Genomic DNA, 24,657 nt, shown 5'->3' with positions numbered 1-24,657 from the left:
AATCAGTTTAATTTGAAAATTTGAAAATGATGAGAAACGATAAAACAAATATAATCGTCGATAAAACTTTCAATTTTGCTTTAGATATTGTAGAGTTTACGGAGCAGTTATATGAGAAAAACCGTTTTGCATTAGCCAATCAAATCTTCAAATCCGGGACTTCCATTGGAGCCAATGTTCATGAAGCCCAAAATGCCGAAAGCAAAAACGACTTCATCCATAAAATGAAGATTTCGGCTAAAGAAACTGACGAAACAGGTTTTTGGTTTAAACTGTGTGAGAAATCACCTTATTTACCTACACCTGATGAGAAGATGAAAACCGAACTGCAGGAAATTCATCTTATTCTGAACAAAATTATTTCAACAAGTAAAACAGGAAATTGAATTTTCAAATCTTCAAATTTCCACATTTTCAAATTAGAATATGTTAACTAAAGAACAGATCGCAAAACGCATAGCAAAAGAAGTAAAAGACGGCTTTTACGTCAACCTCGGCATCGGAATCCCGACGTTGGTGGCCAATTACGTTCCCCAAAACCTCAATGTAGAGTTCCAGAGTGAAAACGGTATACTGGGTATGGGGCCATTTCCGTACGAAGGTGAAGAAGACGCTGACCTGATTAACGCCGGAAAACAAACCATTACAATGCTTCCGGGCGGTTCGTTTTTCGATTCGGCATTCAGTTTTGGGATGATCCGCAGCCAGAAAGTGGATCTCACCATTCTTGGCGCAATGGAAGTGTCTGAAAAAGGTGATATTGCCAACTGGAAAATCCCTGGAAAAATGGTGAAAGGAATGGGCGGTGCGATGGATTTGGTAGCTTCCGCGGAAAATATCATCGTGGCCATGATGCACGTGAACAAAGCCGGCGAGAGCAAAATCCTCAGGGAGTGTACACTGCCGTTGACCGGCGTTAACTGTGTGAAAAAGGTGGTAACAGAACTTGCTGTTCTGGAGGTAACACCAAATGGGTTCAAGCTTTTGGAACGTGCACCGGGCGTTTCGGTGGAAGACATTATTAAGGCCACCGAAGCAGATTTAATCATTGAAGGCGACATTCCGGAAATGCAGCTGGATTAGTTTTAGAATGGAAACCTTAAGGCTGTACGAATTCTGAACACCATACGCCATGTGAAAGCGGCGAGGTAGAGCGTGATCATCTTGTGCGGCAGTATTCTTAAGGGTCAAAACTTTCAAATTTCCCGTTGTCATAAAAAAGGACAATCCTTTTGATTTTATTTCCCTGGGTTTCAAAAGCTTGGGGATTTTTTTGTGCAGTATTTTTCTCTAATGGCGGAGAATCGTTTAAAATATCCTGCACATGACGCTCCGTCGCTTTAGCAGATTCTCGGGGCGTTTCATTTTTTTCTTCAAAAGAAGTTTTCATAACGCGGTCTTCTTTTTCCGTAAAACCAAAATTATCATCGTCAATCAGCGAAAAGAGGTCGGGCAGGGAAGTGGGCTTGGTCTTTTCGGGCACTGCTTCCGGTGTGTGTGCCTCTTCAGGTTTTTTCAGCATTTCTCCGTCACCTTTGATGAGCCAGTCCCACTCAAGCTCCGGAAATTGTTCCTTAACCTTAATCAGGAAATCAAGGGAAGGTTTATTTCTGCCGGATGTGATGTGTGAAACAGAAGAACGCTGCACATCGACCGCATCTGCAAATTCAGATGAGGATAGCTCAGAATATTCAATGATTTTCGAAATTCTTTCATTTAAATTCATACAGACCTTAAAAATTTACAATTACAAATGTAAAAAAAATAATTTACAAATCTAAAATACAAAAGTAAATCAAGTGCGTAAATACTGTTTTACAAAAGTAAAAACCAACACCTAAAGTGCTGGTTTTTAGATTATCTGTTTATTTAAAATTGTAAATTATCTGCGGTGCTGCTCTTCAGCTTCTTCGTCAAATTTAAGTTTTCTTTCTTTTTTCTGTTCAGGGAACAGCAGAGATGCCACAATACTTGCTGCGAGGATTCCCACAATAATCAGAAGTGAATGTGAAGTTTCGAAGCCCCAGCCTTCAAGCTGGTGGTGGAAGATCATCTTTAAACCGATAAAGGTTAAAAGAAATGCTAAGCCGGTTTTCAGGAATCTGAATTTATCGATAATTCCCGCCAATAAGAAGAACATCGAACGCAGACCAATGATTGCAAAAATATTGGAGAAAAACACAATATATGGGTCTTTTGTCACTGAAAATATCGCGGGGATACTGTCTACTGCAAATATCAAATCCGTCGCTTCGATGATCAGGAGAACGAGGAAAAGTGGCGTCATTTTTTTTACGCCGTCGATGGTTACCCAGAATTTCTGTCCTACAAAGTGGTTATGAACCTTAAAATAGCGGTTCGCAAATTTTACGACAGGATGGTTTTGGGTATCGATTTTTTCGTCATTATCCTTCTGAAGAAACATCTTAACGCCGGTGATCACCAGAAAGCCACCGAAAACATACATAATCCAGCTGAACTTGGCGATCAGTGCTGCACCCACAAAGATGAAGATAAAACGCATGATGATCGCGCCCAGGATACCCCAGAACAGTACGCGGTGATAATTCTTTTCCACAACCCCAAAAGCGGTAAATATCAGGATTATTACAAAGATGTTATCCACAGAAAGGGCATATTCCACAATATAACCCGTCAGATACTCCAATCCCAGATTCTGATTATACAGGGCAATAGAATGCTCCAGGTCGTTAGGGATAATTTTTACCGGATGGCGGTGTTTCGTAATGACGGTTTGAAGTTTTTCAATGCTGTCGATGCCGTGGAGTAGGTGACCGTAGGTAATCAAAATAAAATAGAAACCCATCGCCAGAGTAACTACCGCAAAACTCATAAGTCCTGCTTTTTTCATGGATACCACACCTCCGGATTTTTTACCAAGATTAAGGTCTATGGCCAATATTATAACAATAAAAACCAAGAAAGCGCCTAAGAATAAAATTTCGCTGTTCATATAAAAAAATAAGCGCAAATATACCAAAACATAATCTTTAAATAAAATTTACAAAAGTAAATAAAGTAATTTTTATCAGAGTAAAATCTTTATTTCCGTTTAAAAAAATTGTCCAAAAATGGAGTAACAAGAGCCCTTCTCCACTTAAAGCAATCTTATTCTAAGAATTTAATTAAATTTTATAAATGACTGATTTTTTGTATAATAAATTTTATTTTTAAAAATAATTCAATCCACAAAATTATCCACAGACAAAGTGACAATTTACACTGTTTAAACAATTTACAAAAGTTAATTATTTGATTTGATAATAAAAAAATTTATTTTTGAATTCTGTAAACTGCACACCCAATGGCAATCGAGAACTTCTACCGTCAAAACCCTAATTTTCCACACCGCTATATTTCGTCCCAAAACCTTAAAAAATTTCTGCAGGAGAATCTCAGCGGTTATATTTCAGAAATTGGTACCTCTTATTTGGGAAAACCAATTTATATGATGTCGATGGGCAAGGGCGAAACCAAAGTTTTGGCTTGGTCTCAGATGCATGGAAATGAGAGTAATGCTACCCACGCGATGCTTGACCTTTTGGAAATTTTCAAGCACAGTCCAGAATTGAAAGAGGAAATTTTCTCAAAAATTACGCTCGATTTTATCTTTATGCTGAATCCGGACGGATCTGATAAATGGACGCGGAGAAACGCTCTCGATATTGATATGAACCGCGATTATCTGAAACTCTCGAGTAAAGAATTCCCATTTCTGAAAAACATTGCCGAAAAAGGAAAATATCATTATGCGCTGAACCTCCATGAACAGCGAACCATTTTTACCACTGACGGTCTGCATCCGGCAACGTTGTCATTCCTGGCTCCTGCGGAAAATTTTGAGAGGGAGGTCACAGAAACGCGCAAGAAAGCCATGGCCGTAATCTCTGCGATTTACGGACAGATGAAGGATTTGATTCCGAACCAGATCGCGCGATACAACGACGAATTTTATCCGACTTCCACAGGAGATAATTTCACAAAAATGGGCCTGCCTACGGTTTTATTCGAAGGCGGTCATTTCCCGGATGATTACCAAAGAAACGGAACGCGAAAGTATTATACGATTGCCTTATTTTATGGTTTGAAAGCGGTTTCTGAATTAAAGGGAAGCACTCAGAAATTTGAAAATTATTTTACGATTCCTGAAAATCAGGAAACGCATTATGACATCATTTACCGAAATGTAAAGCTGAATACAGATTTTGAATGTATTCTGGATGTGGCGGTGCAGTACAGGGAGATTTATCATGAGGGTGACGAGGATATTTCTTTTGTCCCCATGGTGATGGAAGTGGGTGACTGTGGAAAAAAGAAAGGCTGGAAAGAAATAGACTGCACCGGAAAATACTTTAAATCGGCACGCAAGTACCCGAAATTGGATGCGGAAGTGGATTTTGAGATACTGGATTCACCCGAAAATTAAACAGAAAACTCTTAGTTAAGTTCATAAAAAAAATCGGGCGCCGCGGCAAAAGCCGCGGCGCCCTCAAATTTTATAAGAATATAGGTTAAGCTTGCGAAATTTGTGTCACCGTGCTGCTTACTTTACAACCCTAATTCCGCTCGCCATAAATCTGATTTCCTTTTGCGGCTCTGTAATCGCATCAATCTCAGCTTGTGTTTTCTTAGCATCTTCGGCATAATGCTTAGCTTCTTCTACCGAAAGTGTCTTTTCTTCAGCCGTGCCTTCCAGAATTATGTTTTTCCCCTTCAGCGCGGTTGGCACAAAGAAGGCATAATCTTTCATTTTTACGAAAAACCTTTCATTATTATCAGTTTGCAGAGTAAGCCAGCAACCTTTATTCGGACAAACCTCTGTAACTGTTGCTTTCACGACTACGTTCTCGGCTTTTCCGTTTTTCTTCACCTTCTCCTGTAAATCTTTTGTAGAAATTGCCTTAGCCTTTGCACTCACTTTTGCACCGTAAGTATCTCCAACAAGCGCTTTCCCAGGTGGCGGGCCTTTCTTTTCGGCATTCTGAGCAAATGAAACAGTGGCAGTGCCAAGGAGCAGTAAGAATAGTAATTTTTTCATTATTCAGTAATTTTAAGCAAAAATAAGTAATAATAATTTAACATTAGTGTGTTTTCCTGAAATAAAATTTTATATTTACTTTTTTCAATTCAAAAAAAACTATGGACAAAAAACTCAAGCTTTGGGACGCTACGATGCTCGTAATGGGCTCTATGATCGGCAGCGGGATTTTCATCGTAAGTTCCGATATGATGCGTAATCTCGGCTCCGGCTATTGGCTGATCGCCGTTTGGATCATCACTGGAATCCTTACTGTGGCAGGTGCCATTTCGTACGGAGAACTCTCTTCGGTTTTCCCAAAAGCCGGCGGACAGTACACTTACATCAACGAAATTTTTGGGAAAATGGCGGGTTTTCTTTACGGTTGGGGACTTTTCACCGTCATACAGACGGGAACCATTGCGGCCGTGGCTATGGCTTTCGGGAAATTTACCGCTTACCTTGTTCCCTGGCTCAATAATTCAGATCCTATTTTCCAGAGTGGAAGTTTCCGCATTACCTGGGTACAGATTTTGGCGATTGTCATCATTATGCTGCTCACCTACATCAATACCCGCGGCGTAAAAGGCGGTAAACTTCTGCAGAATCTTTTTACGGTTTCCAAGATTTTGGCGCTTCTCGGGCTCATCGCTTTCGGATTTATTTTGGTTAAAGATTCTCACTGGGCAGAAAATTTAAGTTTTGGCTGGAAAGCGTTTCAGGATTTCGGTAAGGAAGTGGGGAATGATTTGGTTCCTGCAGGCTGGAAAGAAATTGGCGGGATAACTTTACTCGGCGGGATTGCGGCTGCCATGGTAGGTTCGGTTTTCAGTTCCGTGGCTTGGGAAAACGTAACTTTTATGTCCGGCGAAATTGAAAATCCAAAGAAAAACGTCGTGAAATCAATGGTCTTTGGTACTGTAGCCGTAATGTCCCTCTATCTTTTAGTGAATCTCGTTTACCTCAATGCTCTTGATCGCGACGGGATAGCTTTTGCTGATAAAAACCGCCCGGCTGTTGCAGCTTCGGAGATGATTTTTGGAAATTTCGGTACGGTGATTATGGCGGTTTTGGTTATGATTTCTACTTTTGGCTGCATCAACGGACTGGTTCTCGCCGGCGCCAGGGTTTATCAGACAATGGCAAAAGACGGCCTTTTTTTCAAGGCAGCGATCGGTAACAACCGCCACGGCGTGCCCGGGAAATCTCTCTGGATGCAGGGTATCTGGGCTTCTGTCCTGGCACTTTCCGGGCAGTATGGCGATTTGCTGGATATGATTTCATTCGTTATCGTCCTTTTTTATATGATCACGGTTTTCGGCGTGATCTGGCTCAGGATCAAGAAACCAGACCTCGAAAGGCCTTACAAAACCTGGCTCTATCCCGTGACACCGCTTCTGTATTTACTGATCGGCACCGCATTTTGTGTGCTGCTTATTATTTACAAACCACAATATACGTGGCCGGGTTTCCTCCTGATTCTCATTGGTGTACCGGTATATTTCTTCATCAACCGGAAAGATAAGGAGCAGGGCGTCTAGTACGTTCTATGACGCACGGACCCGCTGTCCGCACTCGCTTTTTCGGCGGCGGCGTAGCCGCCGCCGAAAAAGAGCTCAAACAAATGCTCCCATCGGGGCTAAAAATTTCGTTTCGGTCTTTTGTAAGCTGACGGTTCTTCATTTGTAGACTAAATTTTAGTTTTAATCAAAACCGTTTTATTCCAGCTGGAAATACCTGTCACAATTAATTGATCATTTAATTCATTCTGTTGTCTTTGTAATATCTTAGCTTCTATGTTTCTATGTATTCAATATATTTTCGCTAATAATTCTAAATTTGAATAAACATAAATTCCCATCTTATGCAAACGCTCCTGAAAACCATATACCTTTACGAAGTGCAGATCGCGCAGACCAAACTCGAATCCCGCGGCATTCATTCCTACATTAAAAATGAGTTTGTGAACAATGTCGCCGTAATGCCCGTTGCCGAGAACTATATCCTTGTTGTAGATGAAAAGGATTACAGTGAAGCCCTGGAAATTCTGCAGGAGAAAGAAGATTTGGATGAGGAAATTCCTGAATAAACCCTTCAGTATTGCTCCTCAGTCAATTCCATCAAACAATTTTATAAAAGCTCATTGCAGCTCCAGAAACTGATTTCCGGTACTTTCACATTGCCGCATTTTTCCTTATTTTTACCGAAAATTTATATGATTATGGCTGACTGGAAAATTGCTAAAGAATACGAAGATATCACCTATAAAAAATGCAGTGGCGTCGCAAGAATAGCCTTCAACCGCCCGGAAGTGAGAAACGCTTTCCGCCCAAAAACAACCTCAGAACTTTACGACGCTTTTTACGATGCCTATGAAGATTCGTCCATCGGCGTTGTACTTTTAACAGGGGAAGGCCCAAGCCCGAAAGACGGTGGACACGCATTTTGCAGCGGCGGAGACCAGAAGGCACGCGGACATCAGGGCTATGTAGGCGAGGATGGCCGTCACCGCTTAAATATTCTGGAGGTTCAGCGGTTAATCCGTTTTATGCCAAAAGCAGTTATTGCCGTAGTAAACGGTTGGGCCGTAGGCGGAGGACATTCACTCCACGTAGTTTGCGACCTTACTTTAGCCAGTAAAGAACACGCAATTTTTAAACAAACCGATGCGGATGTGACGAGTTTCGATGGAGGATATGGTTCTGCATATTTGGCAAAAATGGTCGGACAGAAAAAAGCGCGTGAGATTTTCTTTCTCGGAAGAAATTATTCTGCGCAGGAAGCCTTTGAAATGGGCATGGTGAATGCGGTAGTTCCACACGCCGAACTGGAAGATACTGCTTATCAGTGGGCACAGGAAATTTTGGCGAAATCACCAACTTCCATCCGTATGCTGAAATTCGCAATGAATTTAACGGACGACGGAATGGTTGGGCAGCAGGTTTTCGCTGGCGAAGCAACCAGATTGGCATACATGACTGAAGAAGCCAAAGAAGGCCGTAATGCTTTCCTGGAAAAAAGAAAGCCGGACTTCGGCGAAAATCAGTGGATTTCTTAAATTGTAAAAAGTAAAAAGTGAAATGTACAAGTTGAGTGATTTAAAATCATTTTACACTGTACATTTTATATTGTACATAAAATGAAAGATTGGATACACGCCGCACGGTTACGCACGCTGCCGCTTTCTATGAGCGGGATTATCGTAGGCTCCTTCATTGCAAAATGGCGCTTGGAAAAAGAAGGCGGAGCGTGGGACTGGACGGTTTTTGCATTGGCAATGCTCGTAACTTTGCTCTATCAGGTGCTTTCTAACTTTGCCAATGATTATGGCGACGGCGTAAAAGGTACGGACAAATTAAGAGTCAACGAAGCGGAACAGCGCGCCGTAGCCTCCGGAAAAATTACGGCTAACCAAATGAAAAATGCGGTAATTTTATTCTCGCTTTTATCGCTGGCAGCAACGGTAGCACTCCTTTATCAGGCGTTTTTTAAATACGGTTTGATGAATGAATTTTATATTTTCGTGGGGCTCGGAATAGCCTGTATTTTGGCGGCGATTGGTTATACAGTCGGTAAAAAACCCTATGGTTACCTCGGCTTAGGAGATATTATGGTTTTTATCTTCTTTGGACTGGTTTCCGTTGGCGGAAGTTATTTCCTTTTCACCAAAACTTTTCACTGGGATATTTTGCTGCCGGCAACGGCCATTGGAATGATGAGTACCGCAGTGCTGAACCTGAACAATATGCGTGATATTGAAAGCGACCGTCTATCAGGAAAGAAAACTTTTGCCTTAAGGTTAGGTTACCGCAACGCGATGATCTATGAAATGATCCTGCTGCAGCTGCCAATAATTCTCATTTTAGTTTTCTTAATGATGAATGGGCTGCACGAGGAAGGAAAGTATTATGCTTTTATCGTGATGGTGATGCTTTTTCCTGCAGCGGCATTAAGACGAAAAATTCTGCAGACTAAAGAACCGCATCTTTTGGATCCTTTTTTAAAACAAATCGGGATTATTACGATGATGATGGCAATATTACTGGCGGTGGGGTTGAATTATTTTAAGTAATCAGAAGCTGGATGATGCTGGTACAAAGTTTTTTATTTATCACAAATTAAAACAGACTTCTGACTTGAAACCTTAAACTTGAAACGTAATACAAAATTTAAATATGAAAATAAAATTTCTCGGACAGAACTGTTTTCTGTTCACCTACAGCGGAAAAAATATATTGAGTGATCCTTTCTATAACTTTCAGAAGGAAAAATCCGGGTTTGATATTACGGCCCAAAAGATAGACTATGTCCTGATTACTCACGCTCACGGCGATCATACGGCGGATGTAAAAGAAGTTTTAGAACATCATCCGGAGGCAACAGTAATCGGGCAACCGGAAATTTGCGGTTATTTCAACCATCCAAATTCCATTGATATTAATTTCGGGGGTTCTGCAAAATTTGATGACCTTAAAATTTCAATGGTTCCGGCCTCACATACTTCCAGTTTTCCTGATGGAACTTACGGTGGGCAGCCTGCAGGCTATATGTTCAGATTTGAGGGAAAAAATGTTTATTTCGCCGGCGATACCGGTGTAATGGCAGATATGGCGTACTTTCCGCAACTCTTTGGTGAAATTACCGCGGCGATTCTTCCGGTTGGTTCACATTACACGATGTGCCCCAGGAAAGCCAGTTTTGCGGCTTCAGAACTGCTGAAAACAAAAAGAGTAATCGGCTGCCATTTTGATACTTTTCCGGCGATTAAGATAGATCATGAGGAAGCTCATGCTTTATTTAACGAAAAAAATATTGAGTTTTCATTACCGCAATTGGGAGAGGAGTTTGAATTCTAATCATAACACAGTTTTTTACAATGTGGGGTACTGGGTTTTTCTATTTTTGTGAAAATTTTTATCATAATGACGAAAGAGATTTGGGTTGAACATCCAACAGATACTGAAGGTACAAGTTTTACGAAGTTTGAAATTTCCAATTTTGGAAGGCTAAAAATATACAATCACCTTTCACCAAACGGAAGAATTACCAAAGGTACACTTGTAAGAGGTGTTCCTTCCTACATCTACAAAATTTACAGGTCTGCACCGGAACGGGACCAGCAAAAACTGGATGAGGCTGTGGAAAAATATCAGGAAGCCCGCAGAATGGTTGCAAAATTCCGCTACCAGCCGCTGAAGCTGGCCCAATACAAAAAAGAACGCGACCAGCTGAAGGAAAAGAAAAAGAAACTTACCCAAAAAGTAGCGAAAAAGAGAGAACACTCTGTTGTGCTGATCATTCACCGCCTGGTTGCCGAATACTTCTTGGAAAAGCCTGCTGAGAAAGACAAAATTTTTGTTATTCATAAAGATTTCGACAAAAAAAATAACCATGTGGATAACCTCGCCTGGGCAAGCCAGGACGAAATAAGTGCGCGGCATTCGCAACAGCCGAAACTGCTGCTGCATAAATTCAAAAGGCAACTCTACAATATTCCGCAACCTCCGCGAAATATGAAGCTCTCGGAAAATGATGTGCTTTATATCAAAAAAAGACTAAAAAAGGACGATAAAATAGAAAAACTGGCACAGCGGTTTGGTGTTGCCCACAGTACCATAAAAAACATCCGGGACGGTAAAACCTGGAAAAATGTAAAACTCGTTGAAGACCTGCTGGATGAAAGAGAGAAATAAAAAAACGGCAAGCGATCTACATCACACCGCTACAACCGATTACCTTTGCTGCGTTCCCACCCTGGAGGATTTTCAGGAGCTGGTTGTGTAGGACTTGCCGGCTGCAAAGATACGGGAAAAATTTAAAATTCAAAATTCAAACAATATTTTTATAAAAAACTAAAGAGGAGAAGTATGTTCAGAAATGTTTATGCAGTTGGTTTCATGATATTTATCGCGATTATGGCCGCGTTTTTTATCACCAATATTTTTTTCAGGGATGTGAATTATTACCGTACTTCGATGACGCTGAATGCGTTTTTGCTGCCGTTTATCTTCGCAGTTGGCGCATTTCTTTCGGTGACAGCTTACAGCAGGTGGAAGAAAGCTCTGAGTTTTAAGGAAGCGTACGGTCGCGCCTTCATCCCGATGTTTATTGGTGGGCTGCTTTCAATCGCGACTATTTTTCTTTATATCACTTATGTGGATAAAGACACAAAAGACCTTTTGAATCACCAGTATATCGAAAGTTTCAGAACGTCTCTTGAAGATGAGTATCAAAAATCGACCAAAGTTTTTAAACCTGGAAGCGAGGAGATGAAAGATGTGGAGAAAAAATATGCCGAAGGTAAGATCCGACTGGCTGAGAAGGAAAAGAAAAATGAAGATATGTTTTCAGGTAAGTATTTTCTGTATGTTTTTGCCGGATATTGCGCCTATTTCCTGATTTTATCTTTATTTTTTGGAAGTTTTTTCAGGACGAGAAGTTATCAGTAGATTTCAAATTGGTTTGGCATAAATATTTACACGTATATTTGTAAATAACATGGATTTTGAAGATGCCATCCAGATTTTCTGCGCACATCAAATCAAAAAAATAGACGGAATCATCACCAGAAACATCAAAGATTTTTCAACTTCTGAAATTGATGTATTTACCCCGGATGAAGTCATAATTTATATTAACTAAAAACTCAAGAAATAATTGAATCAGCCTAATTTATCTATAGTAATTCCGCTTCTGAACGAAGAAGAAAGCCTTGAAGAACTTTTTTCCCGTATCGACAGCGTTTGCAGAACCAATAATCTGTCCTACGAAATATGGTTTGTTGACGACGGCAGCACCGATTTATCGTGGACCATCATTGAAAATCTAAAAATAAGCCATCCGCAGATTCATGGGATTAAATTTTCCAGGAATTATGGTAAATCACAGGCGCTTCATGCCGCTTTCGAGAGGGCGAAAGGTGATGTTGTGATTACCATGGATGCTGACTTACAGGATTTTCCTGAGGAAATTCCTGAACTGTATTCGATGGTAAAAAATGAAAATTACGACATCGTCTCCGGCTGGAAAAAGAAGCGCTTCGACAATGTGATGACGAAAAATCTTCCGTCAAAGCTGTTCAATGCTGCTGCCAGCAAGGTTTCCGGTGTATCGCTACACGATTTCAACTGCGGCCTGAAAGCCTACAAACACCAGGTGGTAAAATCTATTGACGTTTATGGCGACATGCACCGCTACATCCCTGTTTTGGCAGCCAATGCCGGTTTCAGAAGAATTACTGAGAAACCTGTTCAGCACCAGGCCAGGCCGTACGGAACTTCAAAATTTGGTACGGAAAGATTTGTACGCGGATTTTTGGATTTGGTGACCTTATGGTTTGTGAGCCGTTTTGGCGGCCGGCCCATGCATTTTTTTGGTGCGGTGGGAACACTGATGTTCATCGTCGGATTTCTGTCGGCTCTTTGGTTGGGAATTTCCAAGCTCATCGACGTTTCCAGAGGGATTTATGGAAATTTAATCGCAGAAAATCCGTGGTTTTTTATCGCTTTGACGATGATGATTTTAGGAACTTTACTGTTTATCGGGGGTTTTCTGGGAGAACTGATTATCAGAACGAACCGCGAGCACAAGAATTACCATATTGAAGAAGTGATTTAATTGAACTTAAAAATGAAACGAATTCTTCTCGTTCTTTGGATAAACCTAATTGTCATTTCCTGCGGAAAAGTCACTCCCAAAGGCAATATTGAAAGCAAAGACATTCAGGTTGAAGATTTCAGTAACTTGAACCTTCAGGGTAAATTTAAAGTATTTTTTGTCAACAGTCCCAAGAATTTCGTGAATGTTGAAACTTACGAAAATGTAGCAAAAAATCTTAAGATCAATGTTTCTGACAAAACTTTAAATATTGTTGAAAAGCGTGAGACACAAGGTGTGGATTTCTATAATATCACCGTTTATTCCAAATACAATCCTGAAAAAATTTCAGTTTCCGACAGCGTCGAACTCAATATCTCAGGGGATATAAAGACCGATAATTTTAAACTGAATTTAAAAAATAACGCTAAATTTATAGGAGCTTTAAACTCAAGACGGGCAGCAGTGGAAATGCAGAATACCAGCCGTGCAAATTTTACCGGAAAAACCAAAGATGCCCTGATTAAAATTGGAGATACAGCCCATATCATCGCACCTTACTGGGTAATTACAAATCTGGATCTGCAGGCGAAAAACGGCAGTTATACTGAGGTTGATGTGAAAGACACTCTGAAAGGAAACCTTCAGAATACTTCTAAACTGTTGTTTTATAATGATCCGGTCAGGCGCTTTAAAGCGGATAAAACTGCTAAGATTGAAAACAAAGAATTAGATTAAAAAATTAAATTTTATGATAACAGAAAATTTATCACCGTTAGAAAAAGCCAAACTCTGGCTCGGTGAAGGATTTGACGAAGAAACAAGAAATGCCGTAGAAATGCTCATCAAATCCGGTTCTGCAGACCTTGATGACTCGTTTTACAGGGCTTTGGAATTCGGGACCGGCGGTATGCGCGGAATTATGGGCGTGGGGACAAACCGTCTCAACAAATATACACTGGGACAGGCCACTCAAGGTTTGGCAAATTATCTTTTGCAGCAGTTTCCGGGAGAGGAGATCAAAGTAGCCATTGCCTATGACGTTCGCAACAACTCAAAAGAATTCGGGAAACTGGTTGCTGACGTGCTGACAGCCAACGGTATAAAAGTTTTACTGTTTAAAAACCACAGGCCGACACCGGAACTGTCGTTCACCGTTCGTCATAAAAAATGTAACGCCGGAATCGTTCTCACCGCCTCTCACAATCCACCGGAATACAACGGATACAAAGTCTATTGGAATGACGGTGCACAGGTAGTTCCGCCGCATGATGAAAATATCATTAAAGAAGTGTATTCTACAGAATTTGATATGATTAAATTCAATGGTAATGATGATTTAATTGAATGGATCGGTGAAGAACAGGACGATGTTTATATCAATGCGTGCATAGAACATTCACTCTACCAAAAAGATAGAACGGGATACGATGATCTGAATATCGTATTTACGTCCATCCACGGCACAACCTACACAACTGTTCCTAAAGCGCTTGAGAAAGCCGGTTTTAAGAAAATTGACCTCGTAACAGAACAGATGATTCCGAGCGGAAATTTCCCAACTGTAGAATCTCCAAACCCGGAAGAACCTGCTGCCCTGGAAATGGCAATGAATTTAGCCAGAATCACCAACGCCGATATCGTAATTGGTACAGATCCGGACGGCGACAGGCTTGGAATTGCGGTAAGAAATTTAGACGGTGAAATGCAGCTGCTGAATGGCAACCAATGCAATACAATCTTAACTTACTACATCCTCGACCAATGGAAAAAAGCCGGAAAAATCACCGGAAAAGAGTTCATTGGTTCTACCATCGTAACTTCGGATATTTTCTTTGATATCGCTGAAAAATTTGGTGTGGAATGCAAAGCTGGGCTTACAGGTTTCAAATGGATCGGCAAAATGATTCGCGACGCAGAAGGCACTGAAAAATTCGTTTGCGGCGGTGAGGAATCCTTCGGATTTATGACCGGAGATTTCGTTCGAGACAAAGATTCCTGCGGTTCCATACTTTTGGCCTGCGAAATTGCAGCCTGGTGCAAAGCCAACGGAAGCTCGATGTTCCAGTATCTGATTGATATCTACAAAGAAACCGGAATGTACTACGAAGGTTTGATCAATGTAGTGAAAAAGGGCAGAACAGGGGCAGAGGAAATTCAGCAGATGATGGTAAACTTCCGGGAGAATCCACCAAAAGAAATCGCAGGTTCACCGGTTGCTGAAATCCGCGATTATAAGGAGCAAACTAAAACACTCGCCCACGGAAAAGAAACTATGGATGACATTCCGAAATCGAATGTATTGATTTATTATACTGAAGACGGCACAAAAGTTTGCGTTCGCCCTTCAGGAACTGAGCCGAAAATCAAGTTTTATGTTTCAGTGAAAGATCAGATTGCTTCTCAGGATGATTTTAAACAAAAACTTCAGACATTAGGTGCCAAGATTGATCAGGTAAAGACAGATTTAAATCTATAAAAACGAGAACCGGAAGATAAGTCCGGTTTTTTTATTTGGAAAATCATTTAATTACTTCAAAAATTAAAAGCAGAAATAGACTAAATTTGCGTAACGAAATTAAAATTATATCAAGTGAAAATTTCAAAGTTAGCGGCCAGTCTGATTGGTTCGGAGATTATTAAAATTGGTAATGAGGTCAATGATTTAAGGGCGAAAGGTGCAGAAATTGCCAATCTGACCATCGGTGACTTAAATTCAGATATATATCCAATTCCGTCAAAATTAAAAGAAGGAATTCAGGAAGCCTATAAAAATAATTTGACCAATTATCCGCCGGCAAACGGACTTTTAAGTCTCAGAAAATCAGTTTCCGAAGATTTGAAAAACCGTTGGAATCTGGATTATGCACCAAACGACATCTTGGTTGCAGGCGGTTCGCGCCCTTTAATTTATGCGACATTTAAAACTATTGTAGATGAGGGTGATAAAGTGGTTTATCCGGTACCTTCATGGAATAATAACCACTACGCATACCTGACCTCTGCCAATAAAATCGAGGTTGAAACTTCTAAATCAAACAATTATCTGCCAACAGCCGAAGACCTGAAGCCGCATTTGGATGGCGCTGTTCTTTTGGCGTTGTGTTCGCCTTTAAATCCTACCGGAACGATGTTCACCAAAGAACAGCTTTCTGAAATCTGTAAGCTGGTGCTCGACGAAAATTCCAAAAGAGGTGAGGATGAGAAGCCGCTTTACCTGATGTATGACCAGATTTATGCGATGCTAACTTTTGGGGAAGAGCATTACAATCCGGTTTCGCTTTTCCCTGAAATGAAAAAGTATACCATCTTTATCGACGGTACTTCCAAATGCTTTGCAGCTACAGGCGTGCGGGTTGGCTGGAGTTTCGGCCCCGCTGAAATTATCGATAAAATGAAAGCACTTCTCACTCATGTTGGGGCATGGGCTCCGAAACCTGAACAGGAGGCAGTCGGCGTTTTTATGCAAAATGCTGATGATGTAAATGAATTCGTGGATGACTTCAAAGGGAAGATTGCTGAGAGTTTGCAAACGCTTCACGAAGGAATTCAGAATATGAAAACAAAAGGTTTCTCCGTTGAAAGCATTAAACCGATGGGGGCACTTTACCTCACAATTGAGCTGGATTATATCGGTAAAACAAAACCGGACGGCTCACAAGTAGTAGATTCAACAGATCTGGTTTTCTATCTCATTAAAGAAGCCGGAGTTGCGCTGGTACCTTTCTCGGCATTTGGAAATTCGCGAAATATGCCTTGGTTCCGGGCTTCTGTTGGAGGTTTGAGCATAGAAGAAGTTAGAGATCTGTTCCCGAGACTGGAAGCCGCTTTGAATAAACTGAAATGATGAAGATCATCGCCGTAATCCCAGCCCGCTACCAAGCCAGCCGTTTCCCCGGGAAACTGATGCAAATGCTGGGCGACAAAACCGTGATATCCACAACCTATGACAATGTCGTGGAAACAAAACTCTTTGATGAAGTTTTCGTGGCGACGGATTCAGAAATTATTTTCACAGAAATTGAAAAAAATGGTGGAAATGCCGTAATGACAGGACTGCACGAAACCGGTAGCGACCGCATTGCAGAAGCTGTGCAGGATATAGACTGCGATATCGTGGTGAATGTCCAGGGCGATGAACCGTTCCTGAAAACGGATCCTTTAAAACAGCTTATTCAGGTTTTTCGCGAAGATGAAAATAAGGAGATATCTCTGGCTTCATTAAAAATTAAACTCACCGAACAGGAAGAAATTGAAAACCCGAACAATGTTAAGGTAATTACGGATTTGGAGGGTTTTGCTCTTTACTTCAGCCGTTCCGTCATTCCATATCACCGCGAAAAATCGGTTGATGCTTGCTATTTCAAACATATTGGCGTTTACGCATTCAGAAAGGAAGCGCTGCTTAAATTTGCACAGCTTGAAATGTCACCCCTGGAAAACCTCGAAAAAATAGAGTGCATTCGCTATTTGGAACACGGCATGAAAATCAAGATGATTGAGACCGATTTTGTAGGTGTCGGCATCGATGTACCGGAAGATCTGGAAAAAGCCCGCAACATCCTGAACGGCAATATTTAAAAAAAAATTACAGAACTTAATCGGCCGCTGATGAATGTCAGCGGCACTTTTTTATGGTTTTATTTTAAAAATTTTATATTTGGAAGATTTTAAGAAAGAATTTGATGAACAAAATATTTTTAGTTTTTGCATTTGTAATTTCACAGTTGATTTTTGCGCAAACAGGAAAAGAAATTATAGACAAAAACATTGAAGTCTCTGGCGGACTGACGAACTGGAAGCTCCTGAACAGTGTTTTTCTCCAGGGAAAAGTAACATTGGGAGTGAATGATGAGTATCCCATAAAAATATACCAGGCACGCCCAAACCTCACCAAAACATCGATCATCATCGGGAAAAAAGAAAGTGCCATTGAGGGTTATGACGGTAATAAAGGTTACGCCATGAACTACGCTACCAATAAACTTCAGGAATATCCCAACTATGCGGCAGAAGGTTTCGACAATGATTTTATAGATTTTGAGAGCAAAGGATTTGAAGCAAGATATTTAGGAAAGGAAAAGGTGGGCAATGCCGTTTGCCACAAGGTAGAACTCACTAAAAATGTGAATAAAACCTATTATTATTTTGATTCTAAAAACTATATGCTTCTGAAGGAAGAAAAGAAAGATGAGACGCTGTTATATTCCGATTACAGGAAGGTTGGGAGTCTGATGTTTCCTTACAGGATCGAAAGTTCCAGTGCTAAAAAAGACAGTGATTACGTTATGCTGATTGGCAAGGTTGAAATTAACAAAGTTTTTCCTGCAAATACATTCAAATTTAAATAATATAAAACCAACAGAATTTTAGTCTGTAAACCTTAAAAATATATAATTATGAAACGCGTATTCATTTTCCTTTTGTCAGCAGTCGCTTTCCTGCAAAGCTGCATGAACCAGAAAACGGAAGTTTCACAACAAAAAACCGCAGAAAATATGGGCAAAACAATTTACGATTATAAAGTAGAATCCCTGGACGGTGGCGAAATTAATTTCGCAGATTATAAGGGAAAGAAAATCCTGATAGTAAATACCGCCTCTGAATGCGGTTTCACGCCGCAGTATGCCGATTTGGAAAAGGTTTATCAGCAGTACAAAGATAAAGTCGTTATCATAGGTTTTCCGGCAAATAATTTTGGGGGGCAGGAGCCGGGAACCAATGCAGAAATCGGTGCTTTTTGTCAGAAAAACTATGGTGTCACTTTCCCGATGGCCGCCAAAGTTTCCGTTAAAGGTGATGATACCGCACCCATCTTCAAATACCTGACTGAGAAGGAGCTGAACGGCGTAAAAAACACGGCAATCCTTTGGAATTTTACAAAATTTTTAATTGATGAAAACGGTAAACTGATTGATACATTCATCAGCACGACCAAGCCGACTGATGATGCGATTGTGAAATATTTTAAATAGTTTCCATCCTGAAAATATTTTGCCACGAATGCACTAAATTTTTCTCAGTGAATTCGTGGCAATTTTTTTAAGAATCTGATAAAATTAACTGTTCGTTTTCTCGGCAAAACTGAAAATATTGCCCAGTTTTATTTTTGAATATCCGTTTGATTTTATTTTGGCAGAATTCACCATTGCCTGTGCTAAAACATCAGTAGGCAAGGGTTTCTGGCTTTCGCAAATTCCCAGTTTGTTGACAAATTTTATGATTTTTCCGCCCAAAACTTCACCGGTGCGCTCCGAGTCTTTTCTTTCGAGCATGCCGGGCTGGAAGATGGTAATCTTGTTGAAGTGCAGGTCTTTCACCGCCTGTTCCAGTTCGCCCTTCATTCTTGAATAAAATATTTTGGACTTCGGATTGGCCCCGTATGCTGAAACCAAAACATAGTCTTCAACTTCATTTTCTTTAGCAGCTTTCGCAAAATTATACTGGTAATCGTAATCCACTTTGCGCTGTGCGTCCTTGCTGCCGGCATCTTTCAGTGTGGTTCCCAGGCACGAAAAGGCAACATCGCCTTTTACCAAATCCTTCCATTCTTCGGGCTTTTCAAAATTTACGACGTGGGATTTTAGTTTTTCGTTGTCTATGTCCAAAGGGCGTCTCGCAAAAGCGTGAACTTCCTCAAAATCTTTATCGTTGAGCAGTTTGTGTACCAAATCTTTTCCTGTAGCGCCTGTGGCACCTATAACAAGTGCTTTCATAATTTTATAAAAGATAAACGATGGTTGATGAATGATTTTGAAACTAATTTAGTAAATTTTTTAAAATAAAAAGCTAAACTTGTATCATTAATCATTTAACACTTATCATTTATACTGCTATGGATATTACCCAAATTCTTGATTACTGCAACGCCAAAAAAGGAGTAAAAGAAACGTTTCCGTTTAATGAAGAAATGCTGGTGATGAAGGTTGGCGGTAAGATGTTTATGCTGGTTCCTTTAGAAACACAGCCTTTAACGATTTCTGTAAAAACCGATCCGGAATGGAGCGAGGAACTGCGCGCTGAATTTCCACAAATTACAGGTGCTTACCATATGAATATAACACATTGGAATTCGGTAGTGTGTGAAGGTTTGAAACCAAGTTTAATTCTGAAAATGATTGATCAGTCTTATGATTTGATTTTTGATTCATTGACTAAAAAAGTAAAAGATGAAATTAATAAATATTACACAAAAGGGTGATTTTTATGATTGTTTAGCGAAATTTGCATAATAAATTTGCACAAATAGTTTTTTTTTTTTTTTCTTTGATGTGTTCTTAATATTTGCGCACTTTATTAAAACAAAAAACCAAGTTTAACTAAAAAATTAAAACGTTATGAAAAATTTACTATTAGGACTGTTTTTAACAGTTGGAACTTCTGGATTTACTTTAGCAAATGGAATTTATGAAAGTAATGAATTGAATATCATTAATAATGAGAAAAATGCTGATGCTATCAGTTGTACAACAGGCATAAGAGTCACTATGAAAATGTGTGACGGAAGCAAAGAGGTAACTAACCTTGGAAGTTTTGAGACTGATTGTGGATCAAATGAAGATGGTTCTGTAATCATTAGAAATATACAATTAGAAGAAGATTGTGGTCCAAACTAAAAAAATTGTTTTAAATTAATGTATTAATAATTTTATCTTTTTATGAAAAGGTTAGCAATAATTTTAGTATTTATATTTTGTAAAAACCTTTATGGACAGAATCTTATTGTTGAATATGAATCAATTAAGAAAAGTGCAGAACAGAATTATATTACATACTTAATTGATGGTGTCGATGGAATCTTTAATATTAATATTTTTCATAAAACTTATTCCGATTATGGTGAATTATTAAAAGATAAGGATTTCTTAGAATCACCTATCTATGTAAACAGTTTAAAAAAAGATAAGGAAAATGTTTACTATGGAGCAATTTTTTTTAAAAAAAATAAAGTTTTTTACAAAGATGTTATAAAACCCATAGAATGGAAATTATTAAATGAATTTAAAACAATTTTAGGATATAAGTGTAGGTTGGCAATTGGAACATTTAGAGGAAGAGAGTATAAAGCTTGGTATACTGATGAATTACCTTCATCCGAAGGTCCTTGGAAACTTTCCGGATTACCGGGCTTAATTCTTTCTGCTGAAACTGGAAATAGTTTTTCATTTGAAGCAGTGAAGGTTATGATTAATTCTAATTTGAGTGTTCCAAGTAAGTTTAAAGAAATTTATTCACAAAAAGCGAGTGCTGTTGATTATAAAACATTTATTAAAGATGAAAATGCTTATTACACTGAAATCAGAGACAAGCAAATCGCAAATCTTCCGAAAAACATCGTTTTATCAAATACACCACCTATAAGAAGTGAATTTATTGAAAAATCTTTCGAATGGGATGACACTAAAACACCTTAATGAGACAACTATGTTTATTACTATTCATATTTTGTATCAAAATTTCTGCTCAAACGGAAGTTAAAGGTTTTGTAATTCCTGTAGAAAGACAACAAACATTTAAGGCAAATATAATTTTGCTTGATGAAAACAATGAAATAGAAACTTTCGGTTTTAGTGATAAAACCGGAAGTTTTTCTGTTTTTACAGATAAGTTGGGAACTTTTAAACTTCAGATAAAAGCTTTCAATTTTAATTCAAAAGAAATAGATGTAAAAATTACATCCCAAAACCAAATTATTAATTTAGGAACTATTGAAATTGATAAACTGAAAGAGACCGAGATTAAAGAAGTGGTTATTACCAGAGCTAACCCAATTAGAATCCAAAAAGATACGGTAGAATTCAAAGTTCAGAATTTTTCTACAGGAGCAGAACTAAACGTAGAAGAACTTTTGAAAAAACTGCCGGGAATTACCGTTGAAAGTGATGGTAAAATAAAATTTGGCAACAAAGAGGTGGAACGTGTTATGGTAGAAAACGATGATCTGTTTGAACGTGGTTACCAAACATTAACCCAAAATATGCCAACAAAACCTTTGGATAAAGTGCAGGTTCTGAGAAAATACTCCCGAAATAAACTTCTGAAAGGTATTGAAAATTCTGAAAGCGTTGCCATAAATCTTACACTGAAAGAAGACGCTAAAAGCAAATGGTTTGGCAATACATTATTGGCATCTACGAGTTATAAAGAAAATATGCATCAGGCAAAACTGAACCTGATGAATTTTTCTAAAAGAAAGAAAATCTATACTTTACTCAACTATAACAATTTGGGATTGGATGAAATGAAAGGCGTAGATTATTTGATTAATCCCAGTTCAGACAAAGATGTGGAAAATGTAGGGAGTAATTTAAGAACGCTTTCAATAATTAATTTACATTCTAAAAACGCACAGTTTGAGGATAAACGCACGAATTTTAATAATGATAAATTGGCTTCGCTCAATTATATTTTCAATTTCCCGAAAGATTGGAAGCTGAAGTTTGTCACCGTTTTCAACCAAACGGAAAACAGAAATTTTATCAACAGTTACACTAAATTCAACTATAGCAATGTGAATTTTACCAACATAGAAAGTAAAACTTGGAAACAAAGCCGCCAAAATATTGTGGGGAAATTTGAATTACTGAAAGAGTATAAAAATGCTTCACTAATGTTCTACAACAAACTTTCTCAGTTGAATGAAGATAACAACAATAATTTCATTTTTAATGGAAAAACCAATTTGCAGAATGGGGAAAATAAACTTTTCGCCAACGAAAACCGATTGGTTTTTACGCAGAAGATAGATTCGAGCAGAGCTTGTGTTGCGGTAGCCAAATATTTACAGCAAAACCGATCTTATTTTTTTACAGATGAAAACGAGGTCTTTCAGTTCATTACCGAAAACCCTAACGCTCAAAAAATAGAGCAGTCCATAAATTCAAAAATGCAGTTTGGCGGTGTGAAATTTTCATACTTAAAGAGCTGGAGCGAGGATAGAACTTTTGAGTTGCAGATGGGGGATGAGTTTCGGAAGGATTTTTTACATTCAGACATAGCATTATACAACAGTGCAGGACAAAATATCACGTTTGATAATTCCGGATTTATAAATAACAATGATTTTTTGCAGAATAATTTGTTCTCACAAATAAAATATATTAATAAAAGAAACAAATGGAATTATGGATTTACCGTTCTGAATCAATTTATTTCTTCAGAAAGTAATTTTGAAAATAAAAATGGATTTTACATCTCGCCAAGTTTTAGTTTGGGTTATCAAAATAAAAAAACAGGAAATTTTAATTTAAGTGCAGCACGTAAATTCTCTTCGACAGGAATTACTGATGTTTTCACAAATTATATATATCAGGGAAACAGAAACTTTAAACAAAATAATATCGGTATTCAGCAATTACCGGAGTACAATATTTCATTTTCTTATAATTTGGGCGATGTTTTATCAGAATACTTGCAATTGAATGTTTTTTATTTCAAAAATGAAGAGTTTATTTCCAATAATATGATTGTAAACCCCAATTATACATTTAATCAGAGCATTTTAGTAAAAAATAATACTAATCTATCTGCAAATATGGAACTTCGAAAATATTTGAAATTTCTAAAATCAAGATTCAGTTTTTTAAATTCTTTCTTTCAGTCCAATTATCAGAACAGCGTAAACAGCGGTGAATTAATAAAAACACAGTTTTCAAATTTTAAAACCGGCTTTGAAATGAAATCAGGTTGGACAAAAAAAATCAATTATGAAGCAGGCTACGAATGGGTTTTTAATAATATAAACTCAGAAATTAATCAAAGAAAATATACCGATGAAAAGGGATTTGTAAATCTGTATTACAGTTTCAATCCTTTGTTTAGGTTTGAGTCTTATTTTGAGTTTTTTAAGTACGGAAACACTTCACAGAAGATACTTCAGTTTCTTGATTTTAAAGTAAATTATCAATTAAAAGATTACAAGATGAATCTGTTTTTAATGGGAAATAATCTTTTAAACTCAAATGAAATTCAAAGATTTTCGATTATCAATATCAGCGAAAGCCTATATACACAAAAACTTTTACCGAGACACCTCGTTTTTGGAATTAATAAGAATTTTTAGAATTGTAGAATTCTTCTGTCAGTCTTCTGTCCTCATCCAGTCTCTCAATCAGTTTTTCAAGACCATCAAATTTTACTTCTTCGTGAAGTAAATCTCTGAATTTTACGGTGATTTCTTTTCCGTAGATGTCTTCATTGAAATCTAAAATATAGACCTCAGTCGTAAGTTTTTGGCCGTTAACGGTAGGGTTGGTTCCGATGCTCAGCATGCCTTTATAATTATTTCCGCCAAGTGAAACTTCCACGATATAGGCGCCTTTTTTTGGTAAAAGTTTTAGAGAATCTGTTTCAATATTGGCTGTAGGATAACCAATTGTGCGGCCGATTTTTTTTCCGTGAACCACTGTTCCGGTGAGGCTGTAATTGTAGCCCAACATCAGATTGGCGTCTTTAATATTGCCTTCCAAAAGCGCATTGCGAACTTTGGTTGATGAAATATTGTTATTGTAGATGTTTACCGCTTCCATCTGTTCGACGCCGAACCCTAATTCCGGACCCAGTTTTTCCAACAGCTGGAAATCTCCGCTGCGGTTTTTCCCAAAAACATGGTCGTGGCCAACAATCAGGTGTTTTATATTCAGTTTTTCAACCAAAATCTGTTTTACAAACTCTTCGCCGGTAAGATTTCTGAATTCTTCATCAAAACTTTTCAAAAAAAGATTTTCAATTCCAAAATTTTCAAGAAGGGCAGTCTTTTCCTCTAATGTATTGAGCAGTTTCAAATCTTCATTCGGGTTGAAAATCAATCTAGGATGTGGCCAGAATGTTAAAACAGCAGATTCGAGATTTTTCTCCGAAGCGATCCGCTTCAGCTCGCTGATGATGGTCTGATGCCCAAGGTGAACGCCATCAAACATACCTAAGGAAAGTGCCAAAGGTTTACCAGAACTGAAGCCGCGGAAATTTTGGAAGATTTTCAAAACTGAAAAATTTAGCTGCAAAATTACGGAATAGTTTTCAGA

General features: G+C 38.6%; 27 protein-coding genes and 1 other RNA gene. 22 read left to right on the top strand and 6 right to left on the bottom strand.

What is annotated here, in order from left to right; all coding sequences use genetic code 11:
- The first annotated feature begins 29 nt into the window (after window positions 1-29).
- Both CKV81_RS02605 and CKV81_RS02600 read left to right on the top strand, forming a co-directional pair.
- Window positions 30-386 carry a four helix bundle protein gene (locus CKV81_RS02605; RefSeq protein WP_095074159.1) on the top strand — a complete coding sequence of 119 codons (357 nt, stop codon included), beginning with the start codon at window positions 30-32 and terminating at the stop codon, window positions 384-386.
- Window positions 387-426: 40 nt separating this feature from the next.
- Window positions 427-1,083 carry a CoA transferase subunit B gene (locus tag CKV81_RS02600; protein ID WP_095070160.1) on the top strand — a complete coding sequence of 219 codons (657 nt, stop codon included), beginning with the start codon at window positions 427-429 and terminating at the stop codon, window positions 1,081-1,083.
- 97 nt (window positions 1,084-1,180) lie between these two features.
- Here CKV81_RS02600 and CKV81_RS02595 read toward each other — a convergent pair whose 3' ends face one another.
- Complete coding sequence (locus tag CKV81_RS02595; RefSeq protein ID WP_095070158.1) at window positions 1,181-1,726, bottom strand: helix-turn-helix domain-containing protein; 546 nt, start codon at window positions 1,724-1,726, stop codon at window positions 1,181-1,183.
- Between the two features lie 156 nt (window positions 1,727-1,882).
- Entirely contained in the window at window positions 1,883-2,974 is a 1,092-nt protein-coding gene (locus CKV81_RS02590) for a TerC/Alx family metal homeostasis membrane protein (protein WP_095070156.1), read from the bottom strand.
- A 351-nt stretch (window positions 2,975-3,325) separates the two neighbouring features.
- On the opposite strand from CKV81_RS02590, the gene CKV81_RS02585 reads away from it, so the two are divergent.
- The gene (locus CKV81_RS02585; RefSeq protein WP_095070155.1) at window positions 3,326-4,447 is read left to right on the top strand and encodes a M14 family zinc carboxypeptidase; all 1,122 of its coding nucleotides are present in this window, start codon (window positions 3,326-3,328) and stop codon (window positions 4,445-4,447) included.
- Window positions 4,448-4,564: 117 nt separating this feature from the next.
- Here CKV81_RS02585 and CKV81_RS02580 read toward each other — a convergent pair whose 3' ends face one another.
- A complete protein-coding gene (locus CKV81_RS02580; protein WP_095070153.1) occupies window positions 4,565-5,059 on the bottom strand; it encodes a DUF4920 domain-containing protein in 495 nt (164 codons plus the stop codon).
- Between the two features lie 101 nt (window positions 5,060-5,160).
- Here CKV81_RS02580 and CKV81_RS02575 point away from each other — a divergent pair, with 101 nt between their 5' ends.
- From CKV81_RS02575 to CKV81_RS02550, 6 genes are all read left to right on the top strand, one after another.
- Window positions 5,161-6,579, top strand: coding sequence for an APC family permease (locus tag CKV81_RS02575; RefSeq protein WP_095070148.1), 1,419 nt, complete (start codon window positions 5,161-5,163; stop codon window positions 6,577-6,579).
- 323 nt (window positions 6,580-6,902) lie between these two features.
- A complete protein-coding gene (locus CKV81_RS02570) occupies window positions 6,903-7,127 on the top strand; it encodes a putative signal transducing protein (protein ID WP_095070144.1) in 225 nt (74 codons plus the stop codon).
- Window positions 7,128-7,259: 132 nt separating this feature from the next.
- The gene (locus tag CKV81_RS02565; RefSeq protein ID WP_095074157.1) at window positions 7,260-8,096 is read left to right on the top strand and encodes a 1,4-dihydroxy-2-naphthoyl-CoA synthase; all 837 of its coding nucleotides are present in this window, start codon (window positions 7,260-7,262) and stop codon (window positions 8,094-8,096) included.
- 81 nt (window positions 8,097-8,177) lie between these two features.
- Complete coding sequence (gene menA, locus CKV81_RS02560; RefSeq protein ID WP_095070142.1) at window positions 8,178-9,110, top strand: 1,4-dihydroxy-2-naphthoate octaprenyltransferase; 933 nt, start codon at window positions 8,178-8,180, stop codon at window positions 9,108-9,110.
- Between the two features lie 103 nt (window positions 9,111-9,213).
- Entirely contained in the window at window positions 9,214-9,894 is a 681-nt protein-coding gene (locus CKV81_RS02555) for a metal-dependent hydrolase (RefSeq protein ID WP_095070140.1), read from the top strand.
- 66 nt (window positions 9,895-9,960) lie between these two features.
- Entirely contained in the window at window positions 9,961-10,731 is a 771-nt protein-coding gene (locus CKV81_RS02550) for an HNH endonuclease (RefSeq protein ID WP_095070138.1), read from the top strand.
- A 2-nt stretch (window positions 10,732-10,733) separates the two neighbouring features.
- On the opposite strand, the gene ffs is transcribed toward CKV81_RS02550, so the two are convergent.
- Window positions 10,734-10,831: signal recognition particle sRNA small type (gene ffs, locus CKV81_RS02545), an RNA gene on the bottom strand.
- Between the two features lie 74 nt (window positions 10,832-10,905).
- Here ffs and CKV81_RS02540 point away from each other — a divergent pair.
- From CKV81_RS02540 to CKV81_RS02505, 9 genes are all read left to right on the top strand, one after another.
- The gene (locus tag CKV81_RS02540; protein ID WP_095070136.1) at window positions 10,906-11,487 is read left to right on the top strand and encodes a DUF4199 family protein; all 582 of its coding nucleotides are present in this window, start codon (window positions 10,906-10,908) and stop codon (window positions 11,485-11,487) included.
- 49 nt (window positions 11,488-11,536) lie between these two features.
- Entirely contained in the window at window positions 11,537-11,680 is a 144-nt protein-coding gene (locus tag CKV81_RS13280) for a hypothetical protein (RefSeq protein WP_157727346.1), read from the top strand.
- Window positions 11,681-11,695: 15 nt separating this feature from the next.
- Entirely contained in the window at window positions 11,696-12,655 is a 960-nt protein-coding gene (locus CKV81_RS02535) for a glycosyltransferase family 2 protein (RefSeq protein ID WP_095070134.1), read from the top strand.
- Window positions 12,656-12,667: 12 nt separating this feature from the next.
- Window positions 12,668-13,372: a GIN domain-containing protein gene (locus CKV81_RS02530; protein WP_095070132.1), complete on the top strand. Its 705-nt coding sequence runs from the start codon at window positions 12,668-12,670 to the stop codon at window positions 13,370-13,372.
- 13 nt (window positions 13,373-13,385) lie between these two features.
- Window positions 13,386-15,113, top strand: a complete 1,728-nt coding sequence (locus CKV81_RS02525) for a phospho-sugar mutase (RefSeq protein WP_095070130.1) — start codon at window positions 13,386-13,388, stop codon at window positions 15,111-15,113.
- A gap of 114 nt (window positions 15,114-15,227) precedes the next feature.
- Entirely contained in the window at window positions 15,228-16,481 is a 1,254-nt protein-coding gene (locus CKV81_RS02520; RefSeq protein ID WP_095070128.1) for a pyridoxal phosphate-dependent aminotransferase, read from the top strand.
- Window positions 16,481-17,215 (top strand): 3-deoxy-manno-octulosonate cytidylyltransferase, encoded by a 735-nt coding sequence (gene kdsB, locus CKV81_RS02515; RefSeq protein ID WP_095070126.1) that lies wholly within the window; start codon window positions 16,481-16,483, stop codon window positions 17,213-17,215. Before CKV81_RS02520 ends, kdsB begins: the two co-directional genes overlap by 1 nt.
- A gap of 104 nt (window positions 17,216-17,319) precedes the next feature.
- Window positions 17,320-17,985 carry a histidine kinase gene (locus CKV81_RS02510; RefSeq protein ID WP_185116911.1) on the top strand — a complete coding sequence of 222 codons (666 nt, stop codon included), beginning with the start codon at window positions 17,320-17,322 and terminating at the stop codon, window positions 17,983-17,985.
- 48 nt (window positions 17,986-18,033) lie between these two features.
- Window positions 18,034-18,609, top strand: coding sequence for a glutathione peroxidase (locus CKV81_RS02505; RefSeq protein WP_095070122.1), 576 nt, complete (start codon window positions 18,034-18,036; stop codon window positions 18,607-18,609).
- An 84-nt stretch (window positions 18,610-18,693) separates the two neighbouring features.
- On the opposite strand, the gene CKV81_RS02500 is transcribed toward CKV81_RS02505, so the two are convergent.
- The gene (locus tag CKV81_RS02500) at window positions 18,694-19,350 is read right to left on the bottom strand and encodes an NAD(P)H-binding protein (protein WP_095070120.1); all 657 of its coding nucleotides are present in this window, start codon (window positions 19,348-19,350) and stop codon (window positions 18,694-18,696) included.
- A gap of 119 nt (window positions 19,351-19,469) precedes the next feature.
- Here CKV81_RS02500 and CKV81_RS02495 point away from each other — a divergent pair, with 119 nt between their 5' ends.
- The 4 genes from CKV81_RS02495 (at window position 19,470) to CKV81_RS02480 (ending at window position 23,696) form a co-directional block, all read left to right on the top strand.
- Complete coding sequence (locus CKV81_RS02495) at window positions 19,470-19,835, top strand: MmcQ/YjbR family DNA-binding protein (protein ID WP_095070118.1); 366 nt, start codon at window positions 19,470-19,472, stop codon at window positions 19,833-19,835.
- Between the two features lie 136 nt (window positions 19,836-19,971).
- Window positions 19,972-20,250 carry a hypothetical protein gene (locus tag CKV81_RS02490; protein ID WP_095070114.1) on the top strand — a complete coding sequence of 93 codons (279 nt, stop codon included), beginning with the start codon at window positions 19,972-19,974 and terminating at the stop codon, window positions 20,248-20,250.
- A gap of 42 nt (window positions 20,251-20,292) precedes the next feature.
- A complete protein-coding gene (locus CKV81_RS02485; RefSeq protein WP_095070109.1) occupies window positions 20,293-21,048 on the top strand; it encodes a GLPGLI family protein in 756 nt (251 codons plus the stop codon).
- Entirely contained in the window at window positions 21,048-23,696 is a 2,649-nt protein-coding gene (locus tag CKV81_RS02480) for a TonB-dependent receptor (RefSeq protein WP_124806549.1), read from the top strand. The genes CKV81_RS02485 and CKV81_RS02480 overlap by 1 nt, the downstream gene beginning before the upstream one ends.
- On the opposite strand, the gene CKV81_RS02475 is transcribed toward CKV81_RS02480, so the two are convergent.
- Window positions 23,680-24,615, bottom strand: coding sequence for a bifunctional riboflavin kinase/FAD synthetase (locus tag CKV81_RS02475; RefSeq protein ID WP_095070101.1), 936 nt, complete (start codon window positions 24,613-24,615; stop codon window positions 23,680-23,682). The genes CKV81_RS02480 and CKV81_RS02475 overlap by 17 nt on opposite strands.
- Window positions 24,616-24,657: the final 42 nt, after the last annotated feature.

Origin of the sequence: Chryseobacterium taklimakanense, assembly GCF_900187185.1 — a bacterium.
GTDB classification, from domain to species: domain Bacteria; phylum Bacteroidota; class Bacteroidia; order Flavobacteriales; family Weeksellaceae; genus Planobacterium; species Planobacterium taklimakanense.
This window is presented reverse-complemented; position numbering and strand designations above follow the sequence as displayed.